Source organism: Streptomyces sp. NPDC029139, assembly GCF_055564335.1.
Window position 1 is genome coordinate 691,528 of record NZ_JBVHWN010000001.1, and the last position, 14,644, is coordinate 706,171.

Here is a 14,644-nt window from a genome sequence, read left to right on the forward strand (position 1 = left end):
GAGCCCTTCCCCTTTCCGAAAAGGGCGGGGATCGGGGGCGGTTAAGCCGCCCGCCGCTTCGTGTTCACCGAACATCCCTCTGTCGGCCAGAACGAATGCCGGGGCGGCGCCTAGCGTCGGCCGGGTGGTCAAGCTCTCCGTCGTCGTGCCGTTCTTCAACGTGCAGACATACGCCCCCGACACCCTCACCAGCCTGCGCGCGAACGCCCGCGAGGACTTCGAGTTCCTGTTCGTCGACGACTGCTCGACGGACGGGACGCCGGAGCTTCTCGAACGGGCCGTGCGCGAGGTCCCGGGGGCCGTTCTCATCAGACACGCGCGGAACGAGGGGCTCGCGACCGCGCGTAACACCGGACTCGACGCGGCCCGTGGCCGGTACGTCGCCTTCCTGGACGGGGACGACTGGCTCGCGCCGGGCCACTTCGCCCGGCTGGTCACGGCCATGGACGAGCTGGACTGCGACTTCCTCCGGACCGACCATGTGGTGTGCGCGGGGCGGAACCGGTCGGTGCGCCGGTGCCCGGTCGGGCGGCGCGGCGAGGTGCTGCGCCCGCGCGAGGCGATCCTGCCCGCCGACCGGACGACCTCGGTGGACTATCCGTACGCGTGGGCCGGGATGTACCACCGGCGGCTGCTCGACCGCGGGTTGCTGCACTTCACGCCCGGGCTGCGGACGGCGGAGGACCGGCCGTGGATCTGGCGGCTGCACCGGGAGGCGGATTCCTTCGCGGCCGTGAGCACCCTCGGGATCTTCTACCGGCGCGGGGTCTCCACCTCTCTCACGCAGATCGGCGATGTACGGCAGTTGGATTTCATTCGCGCTTTCGACCAGGTGATCGAGGAGACGGCGAAGGATGGGGACGCGGACCTTCTTCTCCCGAAAGCGGTCCGCACCTATTGCGCTCTGATTTCGCACCACATTTCCTCCGCGGAACGATACGAACCGGCGGTGGCGAAGAAATTGCGGTCGATGAGCGCGGGCGCCCTGCGGCGCATGCCGCAGGACGTGCTGAGCGACGCGCTGGGCACGATGGACGAGCGGCGGGCGGCGGTGCTGCGCAGGCTGCGCCGCCGCCGGGCCGGCGTGGGTTCCGTGGCCGCCGTCACCGCCTCGGGGGCCGCCGCGTGAGGACCACCCGGACCACTCAGATCTTCTACGCGTCGACGCTCTACGGCGCGACGACGCTGGCCGCCGCTCTGGACAGCGGCTGTTTCGGCCCGGCCGACCGGCGTCTGCTGCTGGTCGGGAACAACGCGCCCGTACCGGAGACGACACCGGCGTTGGACGAGATGCCCGGCTTCGAGCGGCTGCGCGGCCGGTTCGACGCCGTGCTGTCGTGGAACGAGGCGATCGCCCCGCTCCATCCCTCGGGCTGGACGCCGCGGGCGGACGACCTGCCGCTGCTCGAGCGGCATCTGCGGCTGCTGTGGGGTCTCGGTGACGACCGGATCGAACTCGCCGTGGAGTCCGTGCAGGTGGCGCCGGCGCTGACGATCGCCCGGCTGTTCTCCGAGGCGCCGCTCGACGTGTACGCCGACGGGCTGATGAGCTACGGCCCGACCCGGAACAAGATCGAGCCTCTGGTCGGGGAGCGGGTGCGCCGGCTGCTCCACCTCGATCTGGTGCCGGGGCTCGCGCCGCTGCTGCTGGGCGAATTCGGGGCCGTGGCGGAGGTGGTGCCGACGGAGGCGTTCACGAAGGTGGTCGCGGAGGTGGCGGAGCCGGCCGCACCCGGGGACGGGGAGTCTCCGGTTGTCGCGGAGGGCGAGGGTCCGGCGCTGCTGCTCGGCCAGTACCTGGCGGCGCTCTCGCTCCTCACCCCGGCCGAGGAGGAGGACCTGCATGTACGGATGGTCCGCGGCGCGATCGCGCGCGGGCACCGCCGGCTCGTCTTCAAGCCGCACCCGACGGCGCCGGACGCGTGGACGCGGAGACTGGCGCGGGAGGCCGAGGCGCTCGGCGCCGAACTGACCGTCCTGGACCGGCCGGTGCTCGCGGAGGTGGTGTACCGGGAGCTGCGGCCCGCGCTGGTGGTCGGCTGCTTCTCGACGGCGCTGATGACGGCGCACGCCTTCTACGGGCTTCCGGTCGCCCGGGTCGGCACGCGGACGGTCCTGGGCCGGCTGACCCCGTACCAGAACAGCAACCGGGTCCCGCTCACCCTCGTCGACGCGCTCGTTCCGGACCTGGAGGGCGGATCGCCCGAGGCGGCACCGGTCCCGGCCCTGGACGCGGAGGCGCTGGCGGACCTGGTCGCGGCGGTCGGCTTCGCCATGCAGCCCAGGATCCGGCCGGATCTGCGGGGCGCGGCGGTCCGTCACCTCTCCGGGCCGCTCGCCGAGCGGACCCGCCCGTACTTCACGCGCCGCCGCCTCACCGTCGTGGGCCTGCCGGGCGGCCTTCCGGTCCCGCGTCACCCGCAGGTCCGGCGGCTGGCGCGCCGCGCGCTGCGTCTGAAGCGGGCTCTGGCGAAGTGACGGAGGGGGCGGGGTTCGTACACCCCGCCCCCTGCGTACCGGGTGGGCCAAGCCCCCTCCGTACCGCTAGGCCGTGCCCAGAAAGTCCCGCTGGCCCGCGACGCCTGGCACGCACCCTCGCTGCGTTGTCGGATCGCCCCAGTACACCCAGTACGAGGGCGGCCCTCCGCCTTGCGATCGCACGCACCAGACGCCGCGGGCCCTGCCCTGCGGGCAGACGGCGCTACTTTCCGGACACGGCCTAGGCGCGGACGACCGGCTCCTGGATCTCGGTCACCCACTTGGCCGTGTCGTCGGCGTACTCCAGGTACAGCTCCCGGGCGTAGCCCGCCGAGCGGTAGCCGTTGGCGTCGATCCAGGTGGCCAGGGTCTGGACGGTCGGCAGGATGTCGTCCATCGGGCCCCGGTGGACGACCGTGGCCGCCTCCTCCAGGCCCGGCAGCACGACGATGTCGACGCCGGCCGGTTCCGACCCGGCCGGGATCGTCATCCCCGCGTGCACGAGGATCGAGCCGTCGCCGCGGCCCGCGTCCTCGTAGTACGCGATGCCCGGGCCGAAGCCGGTGACGCCCGCGGCCTCGAGGGCCGCGCACAGCCGCTCGTACAGCGGCTGGATGACCGGTCCGATCTCGCCGGGGCCGAATCCGGCCGCCACCCCGCTCAGCTCGGCGAGCCGCACCGGCGGAACCTTCTTGATGACGACGTCCTGCGTGGACATGTGTCCCTCGCTCTCGATGGCCCGGAGCCGCGCGCCGACCTGTGCCAGCCGTCCCGCCGCCTCCGCCAGGGCCGTCTCCAGCTCGGCCTGACGGAGCCGCAGCATGCCGCGCAGTTCCTCCGCGCCGACCTGCTCGTCGAGGATCGACCCCACCTGGTCGAGGGTGAAGCCGAGTTCTTTGAGCGCGATGACGCGGTTGAGGCGGGCCAGCTGGTCCGCCTCGTAGAAGCGGTAGCCGCTGTGGGGGTCGACATGGGCCGGGCGCAGCAGTCCGATGGCGTCGTAGTGGCGCAGCATCCGGACCGACACCCGCCCGTGCCGGGCGAAGTCTCCGATGGTGAACATGACGACCCCTACGGAACGGCCTCACACGGTGTGAGGGTCAAGGAACCGTGGTCAGGCGCCGGCCAGGGAGAGCTTGGCGGCGAAGCCGAGGAAGAGGGCGCCGGCCGCGGTCGTGGCACCCGCCGAGAGCCGCCTGCGCCGCCGGAAGGCGGCCGCCAGCCGCGTCCCACCGAATATCAGCATCGTGAGGTAGAGGAAGCTGCCGATCTGCAGCAGGGTGCCGAGGACGAGGAAGGACAGTGCCGGGTAGGCGTACGCCGGGTCCACGAACTGCACGAAGAAGGAGACGAGGAAGAGGATCGCCTTCGGGTTGAACAGGCTGATGATCAGCGCCCGGCGGTACGGCTTCTCCCCCGCGCCGGCCGGCATGTCCGACGTCTCCTCGGCGACCGCCTCGCCGCGGGTGCGCCACATCGACCAGGCCGCCCGCAGCATCCCGTACGCCATCCAGGCCAGATACCCCGCGCCCGCGTACTTCACGATCATGAAGAGCAGTGGGGTGGTCTGGAGCAGCGAGGCCGCGCCGAGCGCGGCCAGGGTCATCAGGACCGCGTCACCGGTGAAGACGCCGGCGGCCGCCTTGTATCCCGTACGGGTGCCCTTGCGGGCGGCCACGGAGAGCACGTACAGCGAGTTCGGCCCCGGCAGAAGGATGATGAGGACGAGGCCCACGAGGTAGGTCGGAAGATCGGTGACACCCAGCATGAAGCGGAGTGTCGCACGTGGGTACGACACTCCGCCCGCTTGTTTCGTATCGCGGAAGATCCCCGGGGATCAGAAGGCGTCGGTCGGGACGTACGTGCCCCAGACCTCGCGCAGCGCGTTGCAGACCTCGCCGACCGTGGCCCGCGCCTTGAGCGCGTCCTTCATCGGGTAGAGCACGTTGTCCGTGCCCTCCGCCGCCTTCTTCAGCTCGGCGAGCGCCGCGTCCACCGCCGCCTGGTCCCGCTCGGCGCGCAGCTTGGCGAGCCGATCGGCCTGCTGGGCCTCGATCGCCGGGTCGACGCGCAGCGGCTCGTAGGGCTCCTCGACGTCGATCGTGTAGCGGTTGACGCCGACGACGACCCGCTCGCCGCTGTCGGTCTCCTGCGCGATGCGGTAGGCGGAGCGCTCGATCTCGTTCTTCTGGAAGCCGCGCTCGATCGCGTTGACCGCGCCGCCGAGGTCCTCGACCTTCTGCATCAGCTCCAGCGCGGCGGCCTCGACGTCGTCGGTCATCTTCTCGACGACGTACGAGCCGGCGAAGGGGTCGACGGTGGCGGTGACGTCGGTCTCGTACGCGAGGACCTGCTGCGTGCGCAGGGCCAGGCGGGCGGACTTGTCCGTCGGCAGGGCGATGGCCTCGTCGAAGGAGTTGGTGTGCAGCGACTGCGTACCGCCGAGGACGGCCGCGAGCCCCTGGACGGCGACACGCACCAGGTTGACCTCGGGCTGCTGGGCGGTGAGCTGCACACCGGCGGTCTGGGTGTGGAAGCGGAGCATCAGCGACTTGGGGTTCTTGGCGCCGAACTCCTCCTTCATCACCTTCGCCCAGATCCGGCGGGCGGCCCGGAACTTGGCGACCTCTTCGAGGATGGTCGTACGGGCCACGAAGAAGAAGGAGAGACGGGGCGCGAAGTCGTCCACGTCCATGCCGGCGGCCACGGCGGTACGGACGTACTCGATGCCGTCGGCGAGGGTGAACGCGATCTCCTGCGCGGGCGAGGCACCGGCCTCGGCCATGTGGTAGCCGGAGATCGAGATGGTGTTCCACTTCGGGATCTCGGCCTTGCAGTACTTGAAGATGTCAGCGATCAGCCGGAGCGAGGGCTTGGGCGGGAAGATGTACGTGCCGCGCGCGATGTACTCCTTGAGCACATCGTTCTGGATCGTGCCGGTGAGCTGGTCCGCCGGGACGCCCTGCTCCTCACCGACGAGTTGGTAGAGGAGCAGCAGGAGGGAGGCGGGCGCGTTGATGGTCATCGAGGTGGAGACCTTGTCCAGCGGGATCCCGCCGAACAGGATGCGCATGTCGTCGATCGAGTCGATGGCGACACCGACCTTGCCGACCTCGCCCGAGGAGATCGCCGCGTCCGAGTCGTGACCCATCTGGGTCGGCAGGTCGAAGGCGACGGAGAGGCCCATCGTGCCGTTGGCGATCAGCTGCTTGTAGCGGGCGTTGGACTCCACCGCGGTGCCGAAGCCCGCGTACTGCCGCATGGTCCAGGGGCGGCCGGTGTACATCGACGGGTACACGCCGCGCGTGAAGGGGTACGAGCCGGGCTCGCCCAGCTTCTCGGCGGGATCCCACCCGTCCAGGGCATCCGGTCCGTAGACCGGCTCAATGGGCAGCCCCGACTCCGACTCGCGCGCCATCTGTTGTGCCTCCCGATAGACCTACTCTGCGGTACCGACCCTCGCGACGGACTGTATCGGCGGCCGTGCGGCGGGTGGAGGGCAGCACGCTGGGACCTTCCTCACAGCATCCTCCGTACTTCCGTCACGTGCGCAACCAACCGGGCCCGGGAAGCATCCCTAGGTACACAGTCTGATTCCGGGGGGCCACCGATGCACCGTTCATCCGTCATGCGCAGATCGTCCGTCATACGCAGGGCACTCATGGCGGCGGCCGCCGTGGCCCTCGCGACCGGCTGCACGGCCCAGGCCGTCGGGGGCACGTCGCCCGCGACGACCGGAGCGCCGTCCGGCTCGTCCTCGGCCACGAGCACGCCGGCGACCGAGCCGGCCGGCACGCCGACGACGGACGGCAAGCCGTCCTCCACGCCCAGTTCCACCCCCACCTCGCTGCCCACCTCCGCGCAGCCGGCCGCCAAGGCCCTGATGAAGGACGGGGACGAGAGCGAGCGGGTGCGCGAGCTGCAGGCACGGCTGCGTCAGGTCGGGTACTTCGACCGGGCGCCCACCGGCTTCTACGGCTCGATCACGGGGAAGGCGGTCACGGCCTTCCAGAAGAAGCGGGAGCTGCCGCAGACCGGCTCGGTCGACGAGACGACCTGGCAGCGGCTGCTCGCGATGACCCGCAAGCCGACGGCCGCCGAGCTCAAGCCGTCCACCACGAACCAGCTGGACACGCCGGACCCGCGGTGCATGACCGGCCGGGTGCTGTGCATCAGCAAGGAGACGCGCACGCTGGCCTGGATGGTCGACGGCACGGTCGTCTCGTCGATGGACGTCCGCTTCGGTTCCGAGAACACCCCGACCCGCGAGGGCACGTTCAAGGTCAACTCCAAGAGCCGCGACCACGTCTCGACGATCTACCACACGCCCATGCCGTACGCGATGTTCTTCAGCGGCGGCCAGGCCGTGCACTACTCCTCGGACTTCGCCGCCCGCGGCTACAACGGGGCCTCGCACGGCTGCGTCAACGTCCGGGACCGCGGGAAGGTGGCGGCGCTCTTCGACCAGGTGAAGGTCGGCGACAAGGTCGTCGTCCACTGGTAGGGACGGACGCCGCGGTGAGTGGGTGAGGAAGGGGCGCGGGTGGGACCGGGGGAACGTGTCCCACCCGCGCCGGGTGCGCGGAGCCGAAGGTACGGGGGGAACCCCGGCTCTCTGCGCCGCCGATGACCAGTCGGCTCACTCAGTACTGCGCCGACGGGCCGAAAAGTGTTACGCCCGGCCGTTCGCCGGGTCTTTCGCCGGGTCTTTCGCCCGGTCCTTCGGCTGGATCTCCGGCTGCCGTACCTGGTCGGAGAGCTGGTGGCGGCCGGTGGTCCGGCTGTCTCCGCGCTGCTCGCCGTCGCGCGTGTCACCGCGCGCGTCGCCGCGGCCCTTGCCTCCGGAGGCGCCGCGGGAGGTTCCCGCTCGCTCACCCTCTCCGGCGGAGCCGTCGTCGCCCTTGCCGTCGCCGCCCTTGCCGCCCTCGCCACCCGAGGAGCCGGTGGAGGGTTCCCTGGTCGCGCCGCTCGTGGAGCCGTCGGCCAGGATCCGGTCGCAGAAGCGCGTCACGGTCTCGCCGGTGCGCGCCGACTCCGTGAGCCGGCGCCGGGAGCTCTCGTCGAGGCGTCCGGCGCGGTAGTCCGTGCATGCCTTGATCTGGGCGGCGAGGACGGCGCCGTCCCGGTCGGACGGGCCCGCGGTTCTCCCCTGCGAGGGGGAGGCGTCGCGCTCGTCGCCCGTACCGCCGGAGCCGGCCGTGGCCGGGGGCGTGGTGAGCGAGGGGGAGGCGCCGGGGGTGCTGCCCTCGCTCACGGGCGGCACGGACGGCGTACGCGGGTCGGACCCGTCGTCCGGGGAGCCCGACACGGCGGGGTCCGGAACCTCGACGGCCGAGACCGAGCCGGCCGGCTCCGGGCGGTCGTCGTCGAAGGGCAGCATGCCCGTGCCGGAGGCGACGGCGACCCCGCCGACGGCGACGGCCGCGACCGCCGCGGCCAGTCCGTAGCGCAGCGAGCGTCCCCACTGCCGGGCGGCGGTCACCGGCCGGAGCCGTACGCCGCCGAGTTCGGCGGTGGTGGGGGCGAAGGCGGACGGGGACGCGACGGCGGAGGGGGACGCGACGGTGCCGCGCTCGGCGGTGGCCTTGCGGAAGGCCGCCAGTGCGGCCTCCTCACCGGGAAGTGCGGCCTGGGCCGGTCCGGCGAAGGGCAGGGACCGGGCCGATGCGAGGGCCTGGGCGAGGCGCTCGGCCTGCTCGCGGGCGTGATCGTCGACGGCGTCGACCGGCTCGCCGCGCAGCAGTCGCTCCGCGGCCTCCTGGTCGAGCCACTGGTACCGCTCGTCGGCCATCACATGTCCTTCTGCGTCCGCGGGCGCGATTGCGTCACACCACCGGGAGCGGAGGCCCCCGGCCTGCGGCCGCGCTGCGGTGGTACGCCCCCGAGAGGGGTTCCGCTTCCGTCGCCCTCGGCGCCGAGGAGTTCGGCGAGGCGCTTGAGGCCGCGGTGCGCGGCGGTCCGCACGGCGCCGGGGCGCTTACCCAGCGTCTCGGCGGCGCTCTTGGCGTCCAGGCCGACGACGACCCGCAGGACGACGGCCTCCGCCTGGTCCTGTGGCAGTTGGGCGATCAGGTTCATGGTGTGGCCGGTGGCCAGGGCTTCCAGGGCCTCGTCCGCGGTGTCGGAGTCGGCGGGCTTGTCGGTGAGTTCGGTCTCGTCGCCGGCCGCGGCGGGCCGTCGACCGCGCATCCGGATGTGGTCGAGCGCCCGGTTGCGGGCGATACGGGCCGCCCAGCCCCGGAACCGGTCCGCGTCACCGCTGAACCGGTCGAGGTCGCGCGCGATCTGGAGCCAGGACTCCGAAGCGACGTCCTCGGCGTCGGCGTCACCGACGAGCGTGCGTATGTAGCCCAGCAGCCGGGGATGCACGGCGCGGTACACAGCACGGAAGGCGTCCTCGTCCCCGTCCTGCGCACCGAGCACGGCGGCCGTCAGCTCCGCGTCGTCCCCCAGCACTCCCCACAACCTGTTCGTCATCGCGGCTGGTCATCACCGCCGCACCGGCCGGCGCGCATCAGCACGCTACGTCCTTCCGTGGCGCCGCGTCCATGTTCGTCCGGACTTTGTACAACCGGCAACCTTCGAGGGGGTCGGGACGGTGTGACAGAAAACGCATCCGTGGCGCTGTAGGGAGTACGGGGCCGTGCTGCGGCTCCGGCGGACGGCGACCGGGGCCTCTCCTGTGGGGGGTGGCGGCCCCGGTCGTCCTCCTTTTCCGCTCCTCTTCGTCCTGCTTTCAGGGCCTTCGCCCCGTCGGTGCGGGGGGCTTCGTCTCGGGAGCCGCCGCGCGCCTCGCCCCACCCTTGACCTCGCCCCTCCCCTCGGCCTTGCCGTTGGCCTGGATTCTGATCCTGGCCTTGGCCTTCGTAGGGGTCATGGCCGTGGTCCTGATCGGGGCCCTGGTCCTGGCCGTGCCGGTCTCCGCGCCTCTGGACACCCTGACGCCCTCGCTCACGCGCGGCGTCCCGCCCTGCGCGGAGGGGACGGCCGGTGTGCGCGGGCTCGTTCCGGGAGTGCCGGCGTTCACCCGAACGGGTGGGGGTGCGGACGCGGGTGCGGGCGCTCCCGGGTCGAGCGTCCCGGACGCCGCCACGGCGACTCCGCCGAGCAGGACCGTCGCGGCGACACCGAGCGCGGTGGTGCGCAGGGAGCCGCGCAACCGGCCGCGTACCGGCGCGGGCCGCCAGTCGTCCCGCCGTCTGGTGCGGCGCGCCGCGAAGCGCGCGGTGTTCCGCGCCGCCCGGAAGGCCGCGCGTGCGCGGGCCTCGCCCGTGTCGGCACCGTCCTGTTCGCGCCGCAGCGCCGCGCCGAGCGCCGCGCCGAGCGGGTCCGGTTCCCGTGTCATGTCCCATCCTTCCGCCGTCGCGGTGGCTCCGCGGCGGCGAGCAGTCCCGCCAGTCTCCTCAATCCCCGGTAGCCCGCCGTGCGGACCGCGCCGGGGCGCTTGCCCAGCACGCGGGCCGTCGCCGGCCCGTCCAGGCCGACGACGACCCTCAGCAGAACGGCCTCGGCCTGGTCCCGCGGCAGACTGCGGACCAGGGCGAGGGCCTGTTCCGTGGACAGCCTCTCCAGGGCCGCGGCCGCCGTGTCCTGGCCACCGGGCAGTTCCAGTACGTTCTGCTCCAATAAGGAGGTGAGGGGCCGTCGCCGCTGCCGGCGCAGATGGTCGAGCGCCCGGTGCCGGGCGATCGCCGCGGTCCAGCCGCGGAATCCGGCCCCGTCACCCCGGAACCGTCCCAGGTCCCGGGCTATCTCCAGCCATGCCTCGGAGGCGACGTCCTCGGCGTCCTCACCGACCAGGCCCCGTACATAGCCGAGGAGTCCGGGCTGCACCAGACGGTAGGCCGCCGCGAAGGCCTCTTCGTCCCCGCGCCGCGCGCGCTCGACAAGGATCCCCAGTTCCGCGTCGTACGCGCCCACACTGTCCTCTTCGTGCCGACTCGACACCGCACACCGTGCCCATGCCCCCATGAGGCAGGGCGCGCCGCGCCGTCCCCCTCTCCTTCAGCGCGCGGACCCGTGGAAACGTCACAGCCTCACAGGCAGCGCACAGGCGTCCTGGCCCGGCCGTGCAGCAGCAGGTAGAAGCGCTGTACGGATTCCTCCGGGCCTGTCTCGAATCGGTTGACGACCTTTCCGAGCGGGTTCCAGGCACGCCCGTCCGGCATCCGTATGCCGACGGGCTGCCGGAAGAACTCCCGCTGCCCCTCGTCGAAGTCGATCCACCGCGCACCGGCCCGGCGCACGATCACCTCGCCGGTGTACGCGCCGAGTCCCTGGAGGACGCGGTCGACCCGGGCGCGATCGGGTTCGTCGCGGCGCAGTCCGTCGATGATGAGGTCGACCAGGCGGAGGCTGGCCGCGGAGTAGTCGAGCGGCAGGCGGCTCCTGGCCGTGAGCCGCTCGACGACGTGGGTCACGTAGGCGCGCATGCCGTCGGCGGACGGCATGGCCGGCGCGGGTTCGGATTCCCGGTACATGCCCAACCAAGCGACCGGTGGGGCGCAAGTGTCACAGGGTTCGGGAGTGGCGCTGGTCACAGGATGCTCACGGCACGGTCACACCATCCGACCCGCGGCCGCTCCCTCGCCGCCCCCTTACTCCTGGGCCGCCCTCGCCTCCCGCGCCTCCCGCGTCTCGGCGAACCAGCGCCAGGAGGTGAGGCGTTCGCGTCCCGGCAGCTCACCCCGGCCGGTGGCCCACAGCAGGGTGGCCCAGCGGTCGGTGTCCGTGGGCGCGTCGGGGAAGAGCCGGCCGAGCACACCGTCGCACAGGCCGGCCGGCGGGTGGAACGGGACACCGAGGCCGGTGGCGACGTCATGGGTGTGGACGAGGGTCTCCACGATGCCCATGGCGGCGAAGCCCTCGGCGTCGGACACCCCGAAGCAGTGGTACGCGCGCCGGTCCGCCGGGACCGTACGGACCAGGGCGGTCAGCATCGCCCCGCAGGACTCCAGGACCTGGAGCAGCCCGGAGGTACCGGCCGCCGGATCGGCGTAGGTGACGTTGGCGGGGCCGCCCTCGCGGCGCCGCTCCCAGAGGAAGGGCACCTCGGTGCCGAGGGGCTCGGTGCCGAGGGGTGGGGTTTCGAGGCCGAGCTGGGCCGCGTAGGCGAAGAGGTCGTCGGCGAGGTGCTCGACGGTCTCCCAGCAGTTCCAGGTCAGGGTGGCTGCGGGGCGCTGCCAGTCGGCGGCGGTGGTCGCGGCGGCCGCGGCGCGCAGCGTGGTGAGGGAGAGGCGGACGGCGTGCTGGAGATCGTCGGCGGTCAGGGTGCCGGGGGCGGTGGGATCGCTCGTCGTCGTCATGGCGGTCATCATGACGCCCGTCGAACTGTCAACCGAAGGTTGACACCCCTCGACTGTCAACCTAGGGTTGCCTCCATGACGAAGCCTCTCGGCATGACCCATCCCGTCCGGCTCGACGACCTCATCGAAGCGATCAAGAAGGGCCACACGGACGCCCTCGACCAGCTCTCCGACGCGGTCCTCGCGGCGGACCATCTCGGCGACGTGGCCGATCACCTGATCGGGCACTTCGTCGACCAGGCACGACGTTCGGGTGCTTCCTGGACGGACATCGGCAAAAGCATGGGCGTCACCCGGCAGGCGGCCCAGAAGCGATTCGTCCCGAAGGAGCCGGACGCCGGGACGATGGACCCGAACGCCGGCTTCAGCCGGTTCACCCCGCGGGCCAGGAACGTCGTGATGGCCGCGCACAACGAGGCCACCGCCGCGGCCAACGAGGAGACGCTTCCCGGCCATCTCGCCCTGGGCCTCCTCGCCGAGCCCGAAGGGCTCGCGGCGCGCTGGCTGACCGCGCAGGGCGTGACGCCCGAGCGGCTGCGCGAGGCCGTCACCCCGACGCTGCCGCCGGCGGTGGCGGAGGTGCCCGCGCTCATCCCGTACGACGCGTCGGCCAAGAAGGTCCTGGAGCTGACGTTCCGCGAGGCGCTGCGGCTCGGTCACAACCACGTCGGTACGGAGCACATCCTGCTGGCGCTGCTGGAGTTCGAGGACGGCGACGGGGTCCTGACCGGCCTCGGCCTCGACAAGGCGGTGGCCGAGGCGGACATCGCGGAGACGGTCGCGCGGCTCTCGGCGCAGCCGAAGGAATGACGACGCGGGCCGGGTGCCCCACGGGGCGCCCGGCCACACGTCCGTACGGAGACCGTCAGGCGGTCCGCGCCCGGCGGGAGACGACGGCGCGCAGCACCCGGCCGCCCTCCGTGGAGAGTTCGCGGGCCCGGCGCAGACCGGTCGGGCCGTGGGCGACCGATTCGAGGACGGTCACCTGCCGGCGCAGTTCGCCGGCGAGGAGCGGGCCCGCCCCGGCACCGTCCCCGGTCCGGCAGCGCGCGATCGACTCGTCGGTGACCTCTGCGGCGTCGTACCGGCCGTGCAGAGCCAGGGCGGTGACGGAGCATCCGGAGGCCCACGCGCGCAGCGGCCCCTCGGCCCACTCGGCCGGCGCGGCGTCCAGCATCCCGCGGACGAGCCCGGCCGCCGCGTCGTCCCCCGCGTCACCGTCGAGCTCGCCCCGGGCCTTGGCCACCGCCTCGCCCCACGCCCCGCCGTCGCCGCGCGCGACCGCCGCCCAGACGGGCCGCAGCACCTCTCCGCCCTCGGGGGCGAGCAGCGGCAGACACCGGTCCAGACAGGCGAGCCCGGCAGCTGCCAGACTCCGCTCGTCGGCCCGGTCGATCAGTTCCAGCAGACTCATGGCTGCCTCCCGTTGCGGACGCGGTACTTCCCCTTACTGCGCCGCCTGGCGTGATTACGTCACTGCGAGGCCGGAATCATGCCAGTGGCCTTCGCGTGCTGCATAGAGGTCAGACGACGCACGAAGAGAATCGCGAAGCCGGCGGCGACGATGTCGAGCACGGCGGCGCCCATGAGGCAGGCCGCGCCGGCCGCGAACTCCTCGACCGCGTCCGCGTCGTCGTACACGGCGGTCGCGAAGAAGCTCGTGGCATCCGTGAGGATCCAGAAGCCCCACCACACGTTCAGCACGGCGAACGACTCCCCCGCCGCGCTGCCGTCGCCGTACGGATCCCGGCGGCTCGCCCGCCAGGTGCCGACCGCCACGCTGCGCGGCCACCAGAGGTTGGCGATCGGGACGAACCAGGCACCGATGGCCCAGCCCGGACCGCCGCGGTGCACATCGGGCGCCCAGACCTGGGCGTTCTTGCGGACCCGGTGGAACCAGACGATGAAGACGACGCTGAGCGCCAGCTGGATCAGCACCTGGAGCACCGCCACGACGTCGACGCCCGTGTGCGCGAACCCGTCGGCGTCGGGGTGGTCGCTCGGGCCGCCGGCCATCAGCAGCCGTACGTCGAGTGCCGCGAAGAAGAGAGCGGCGTCGGCCACGGCGAGCGCCGCGAGCAGGGTCACCACGGCGTACGACAGGCCAACGGGATTGCGGAGCATGACGGAGCGAACCCCCACGGGTGAGCGGCACCCCTCCCCGAGGCACCGGACGACCGGGCGGCCGCCGAGGGGGGAGCGTACTCCCGCCGCCTCAGCGCGCCTCCGCCGCCGCGATCATGCCCGTGGCCTTGGCGTGCTGCATGGCGGTCAGACGCCGGACGAAGCGGATCGCGAGGACGGCGGCGGTGATGTCGAGGGAGTAACCGGCGAGCGACCAGGAGGCCGCCGTGACGTACGCGTCGACCGTGTCGGCGGCGGCGTACAGCCGCGCCCCGATCCAGCCCACCACCGTGGCGGCAGCCCAGAACCCCCACCAGCTGTTCAGCAGCGCCAGCTCCCGCCGCCCGTCGGCGGCGTACGGCTCCCAGCGGCTGGCCCGCCAGATGTCCACGGCGATCCCGCGAGGGATCCAGAAGTTGCCGATCGGGATGAACCATCCACCGATGGCCCACCCCGGGCCACGGCTCTGCAGGTCACCGGCCCAGATCCCGGCGTTCTGCCGGAGCCGGTGGAACCAGACGACGAAGACGACCCCGGTCGCCACGTACAGCGCGAAACCGATGCTGTACGCCAGGTTCATGTCGACGCCGCCGAACACGGCCGGGTCGGAGAGACCCGTCGCCGGATCGCTGAGCAGGGTGCGGACCTCGAAGACGGACAACAGGACGTCGAGGACGATGTCGAGGCCGAGCAGGGACACGACGGCATGGGACAAGCCGGTCGGATTGCGGAGCATG

16 protein-coding genes are annotated in these 14,644 nt (G+C 72.4%); 4 read left to right on the plus strand and 12 right to left on the minus strand.

The window, feature by feature from the left end; genetic code table 11:
* The first annotated feature begins 124 nt into the window (after nt 1–124).
* Together ACZ4VW_RS03120 and ACZ4VW_RS03125 are read left to right on the plus strand one after the other, a co-directional pair.
* Nucleotides 125–1,129, plus strand: coding sequence for a glycosyltransferase family 2 protein (locus ACZ4VW_RS03120; RefSeq protein ID WP_467957800.1), 1,005 nt, complete (start codon nt 125–127; stop codon nt 1,127–1,129).
* Nucleotides 1,126–2,478 carry an alpha-2,8-polysialyltransferase family protein gene (locus ACZ4VW_RS03125; RefSeq protein WP_467957802.1) on the plus strand — a complete coding sequence of 451 codons (1,353 nt, stop codon included), beginning with the start codon at nt 1,126–1,128 and terminating at the stop codon, nt 2,476–2,478. The genes ACZ4VW_RS03120 and ACZ4VW_RS03125 overlap by 4 nt, the downstream gene beginning before the upstream one ends.
* A 241-nt stretch (nt 2,479–2,719) precedes the next feature.
* On the opposite strand, the gene ACZ4VW_RS03130 is transcribed toward ACZ4VW_RS03125, so the two are convergent.
* From ACZ4VW_RS03130 to ACZ4VW_RS03140, 3 genes are all read right to left on the minus strand, one after another.
* Nucleotides 2,720–3,541, minus strand: coding sequence for a MerR family transcriptional regulator (locus tag ACZ4VW_RS03130; protein ID WP_467957804.1), 822 nt, complete (start codon nt 3,539–3,541; stop codon nt 2,720–2,722).
* Nucleotides 3,542–3,592: 51 nt separating this feature from the next.
* A complete protein-coding gene (gene leuE, locus ACZ4VW_RS03135) occupies nt 3,593–4,246 on the minus strand; it encodes a leucine efflux protein LeuE (RefSeq protein WP_467957806.1) in 654 nt (217 codons plus the stop codon).
* A gap of 69 nt (nt 4,247–4,315) precedes the next feature.
* Nucleotides 4,316–5,896 (minus strand): acyl-CoA mutase large subunit family protein, encoded by a 1,581-nt coding sequence (locus ACZ4VW_RS03140; protein WP_355105406.1) that lies wholly within the window; start codon nt 5,894–5,896, stop codon nt 4,316–4,318.
* 210 nt (nt 5,897–6,106) lie between these two features.
* Between ACZ4VW_RS03140 and ACZ4VW_RS03145 the strand changes: the two genes are divergently transcribed.
* A complete protein-coding gene (locus tag ACZ4VW_RS03145) occupies nt 6,107–6,982 on the plus strand; it encodes a L,D-transpeptidase family protein (RefSeq protein ID WP_467957808.1) in 876 nt (291 codons plus the stop codon).
* Nucleotides 6,983–7,150: 168 nt separating this feature from the next.
* On the opposite strand, the gene ACZ4VW_RS03150 is transcribed toward ACZ4VW_RS03145, so the two are convergent.
* From ACZ4VW_RS03150 to ACZ4VW_RS03175, 6 genes are all read right to left on the minus strand, one after another.
* On the minus strand, nt 7,151–8,269 hold the full coding sequence (locus ACZ4VW_RS03150; RefSeq protein WP_467957810.1) for a hypothetical protein: 1,119 nt from the start codon (nt 8,267–8,269) through the stop codon (nt 7,151–7,153).
* Nucleotides 8,269–8,934, minus strand: coding sequence for an RNA polymerase sigma factor (locus ACZ4VW_RS03155; RefSeq protein ID WP_467958166.1), 666 nt, complete (start codon nt 8,932–8,934; stop codon nt 8,269–8,271). The genes ACZ4VW_RS03150 and ACZ4VW_RS03155 overlap by 1 nt, the downstream gene beginning before the upstream one ends.
* Before the next feature lie 280 nt (nt 8,935–9,214).
* On the minus strand, nt 9,215–9,823 hold the full coding sequence (locus tag ACZ4VW_RS03160; RefSeq protein ID WP_467957812.1) for a hypothetical protein: 609 nt from the start codon (nt 9,821–9,823) through the stop codon (nt 9,215–9,217).
* Complete coding sequence (locus tag ACZ4VW_RS03165; protein ID WP_467957814.1) at nt 9,820–10,449, minus strand: RNA polymerase sigma factor; 630 nt, start codon at nt 10,447–10,449, stop codon at nt 9,820–9,822. The genes ACZ4VW_RS03160 and ACZ4VW_RS03165 overlap by 4 nt, the downstream gene beginning before the upstream one ends.
* A 65-nt stretch (nt 10,450–10,514) precedes the next feature.
* Nucleotides 10,515–10,958, minus strand: coding sequence for a hypothetical protein (locus ACZ4VW_RS03170; RefSeq protein ID WP_467957816.1), 444 nt, complete (start codon nt 10,956–10,958; stop codon nt 10,515–10,517).
* Nucleotides 10,959–11,075: 117 nt separating this feature from the next.
* Nucleotides 11,076–11,783, minus strand: a complete 708-nt coding sequence (locus ACZ4VW_RS03175) for a DinB family protein (protein WP_467957818.1) — start codon at nt 11,781–11,783, stop codon at nt 11,076–11,078.
* A gap of 75 nt (nt 11,784–11,858) precedes the next feature.
* On the opposite strand from ACZ4VW_RS03175, the gene ACZ4VW_RS03180 reads away from it, so the two are divergent.
* Nucleotides 11,859–12,593 (plus strand): Clp protease N-terminal domain-containing protein, encoded by a 735-nt coding sequence (locus tag ACZ4VW_RS03180; RefSeq protein WP_467957820.1) that lies wholly within the window; start codon nt 11,859–11,861, stop codon nt 12,591–12,593.
* Nucleotides 12,594–12,648: 55 nt separating this feature from the next.
* Here the strand turns inward: ACZ4VW_RS03180 and ACZ4VW_RS03185 are convergent, their stop codons facing one another.
* The 3 genes from ACZ4VW_RS03185 to ACZ4VW_RS03195 all read right to left on the minus strand — a co-directional run bounded on the left by ACZ4VW_RS03185 (nt 12,649) and on the right by ACZ4VW_RS03195 (nt 14,643).
* Nucleotides 12,649–13,197, minus strand: a complete 549-nt coding sequence (locus ACZ4VW_RS03185; RefSeq protein ID WP_467957822.1) for a hypothetical protein — start codon at nt 13,195–13,197, stop codon at nt 12,649–12,651.
* 59 nt (nt 13,198–13,256) lie between these two features.
* The gene (locus ACZ4VW_RS03190) at nt 13,257–13,907 is read right to left on the minus strand and encodes a DUF4328 domain-containing protein (RefSeq protein WP_467957823.1); all 651 of its coding nucleotides are present in this window, start codon (nt 13,905–13,907) and stop codon (nt 13,257–13,259) included.
* A 91-nt stretch (nt 13,908–13,998) separates the two neighbouring features.
* Entirely contained in the window at nt 13,999–14,643 is a 645-nt protein-coding gene (locus ACZ4VW_RS03195; protein WP_467957825.1) for a DUF4328 domain-containing protein, read from the minus strand.
* Nucleotide 14,644: the final 1 nt, after the last annotated feature.

Coding starts and splice junctions, on each gene's coding strand:
- ACZ4VW_RS03130 (WP_467957804.1), bottom strand. CDS start 3,541: ATGTTCACCATCGGAGACTTCGCCCGGCACGGGCGGGTGTCGGTCCGG.
- leuE (WP_467957806.1), bottom strand. CDS start 4,246: ATGCTGGGTGTCACCGATCTTCCGACCTACCTCGTGGGCCTCGTCCTC.
- ACZ4VW_RS03140 (WP_355105406.1), bottom strand. CDS start 5,896: ATGGCGCGCGAGTCGGAGTCGGGGCTGCCCATTGAGCCGGTCTACGGA.
- ACZ4VW_RS03145 (WP_467957808.1), top strand. CDS start 6,107: ATGCGCAGATCGTCCGTCATACGCAGGGCACTCATGGCGGCGGCCGCC.
- ACZ4VW_RS03150 (WP_467957810.1), bottom strand. CDS start 8,269: ATGGCCGACGAGCGGTACCAGTGGCTCGACCAGGAGGCCGCGGAGCGA.
- ACZ4VW_RS03160 (WP_467957812.1), bottom strand. CDS start 9,823: ATGACACGGGAACCGGACCCGCTCGGCGCGGCGCTCGGCGCGGCGCTG.
- ACZ4VW_RS03165 (WP_467957814.1), bottom strand. CDS start 10,449: ATGGGGGCATGGGCACGGTGTGCGGTGTCGAGTCGGCACGAAGAGGAC.
- ACZ4VW_RS03170 (WP_467957816.1), bottom strand. CDS start 10,958: ATGTACCGGGAATCCGAACCCGCGCCGGCCATGCCGTCCGCCGACGGC.
- ACZ4VW_RS03175 (WP_467957818.1), bottom strand. CDS start 11,783: ATGACGACGACGAGCGATCCCACCGCCCCCGGCACCCTGACCGCCGAC.
- ACZ4VW_RS03180 (WP_467957820.1), top strand. CDS start 11,859: ATGACGAAGCCTCTCGGCATGACCCATCCCGTCCGGCTCGACGACCTC.
- ACZ4VW_RS03185 (WP_467957822.1), bottom strand. CDS start 13,197: ATGAGTCTGCTGGAACTGATCGACCGGGCCGACGAGCGGAGTCTGGCA.
- ACZ4VW_RS03190 (WP_467957823.1), bottom strand. CDS start 13,907: ATGCTCCGCAATCCCGTTGGCCTGTCGTACGCCGTGGTGACCCTGCTC.
- ACZ4VW_RS03195 (WP_467957825.1), bottom strand. CDS start 14,643: ATGCTCCGCAATCCGACCGGCTTGTCCCATGCCGTCGTGTCCCTGCTC.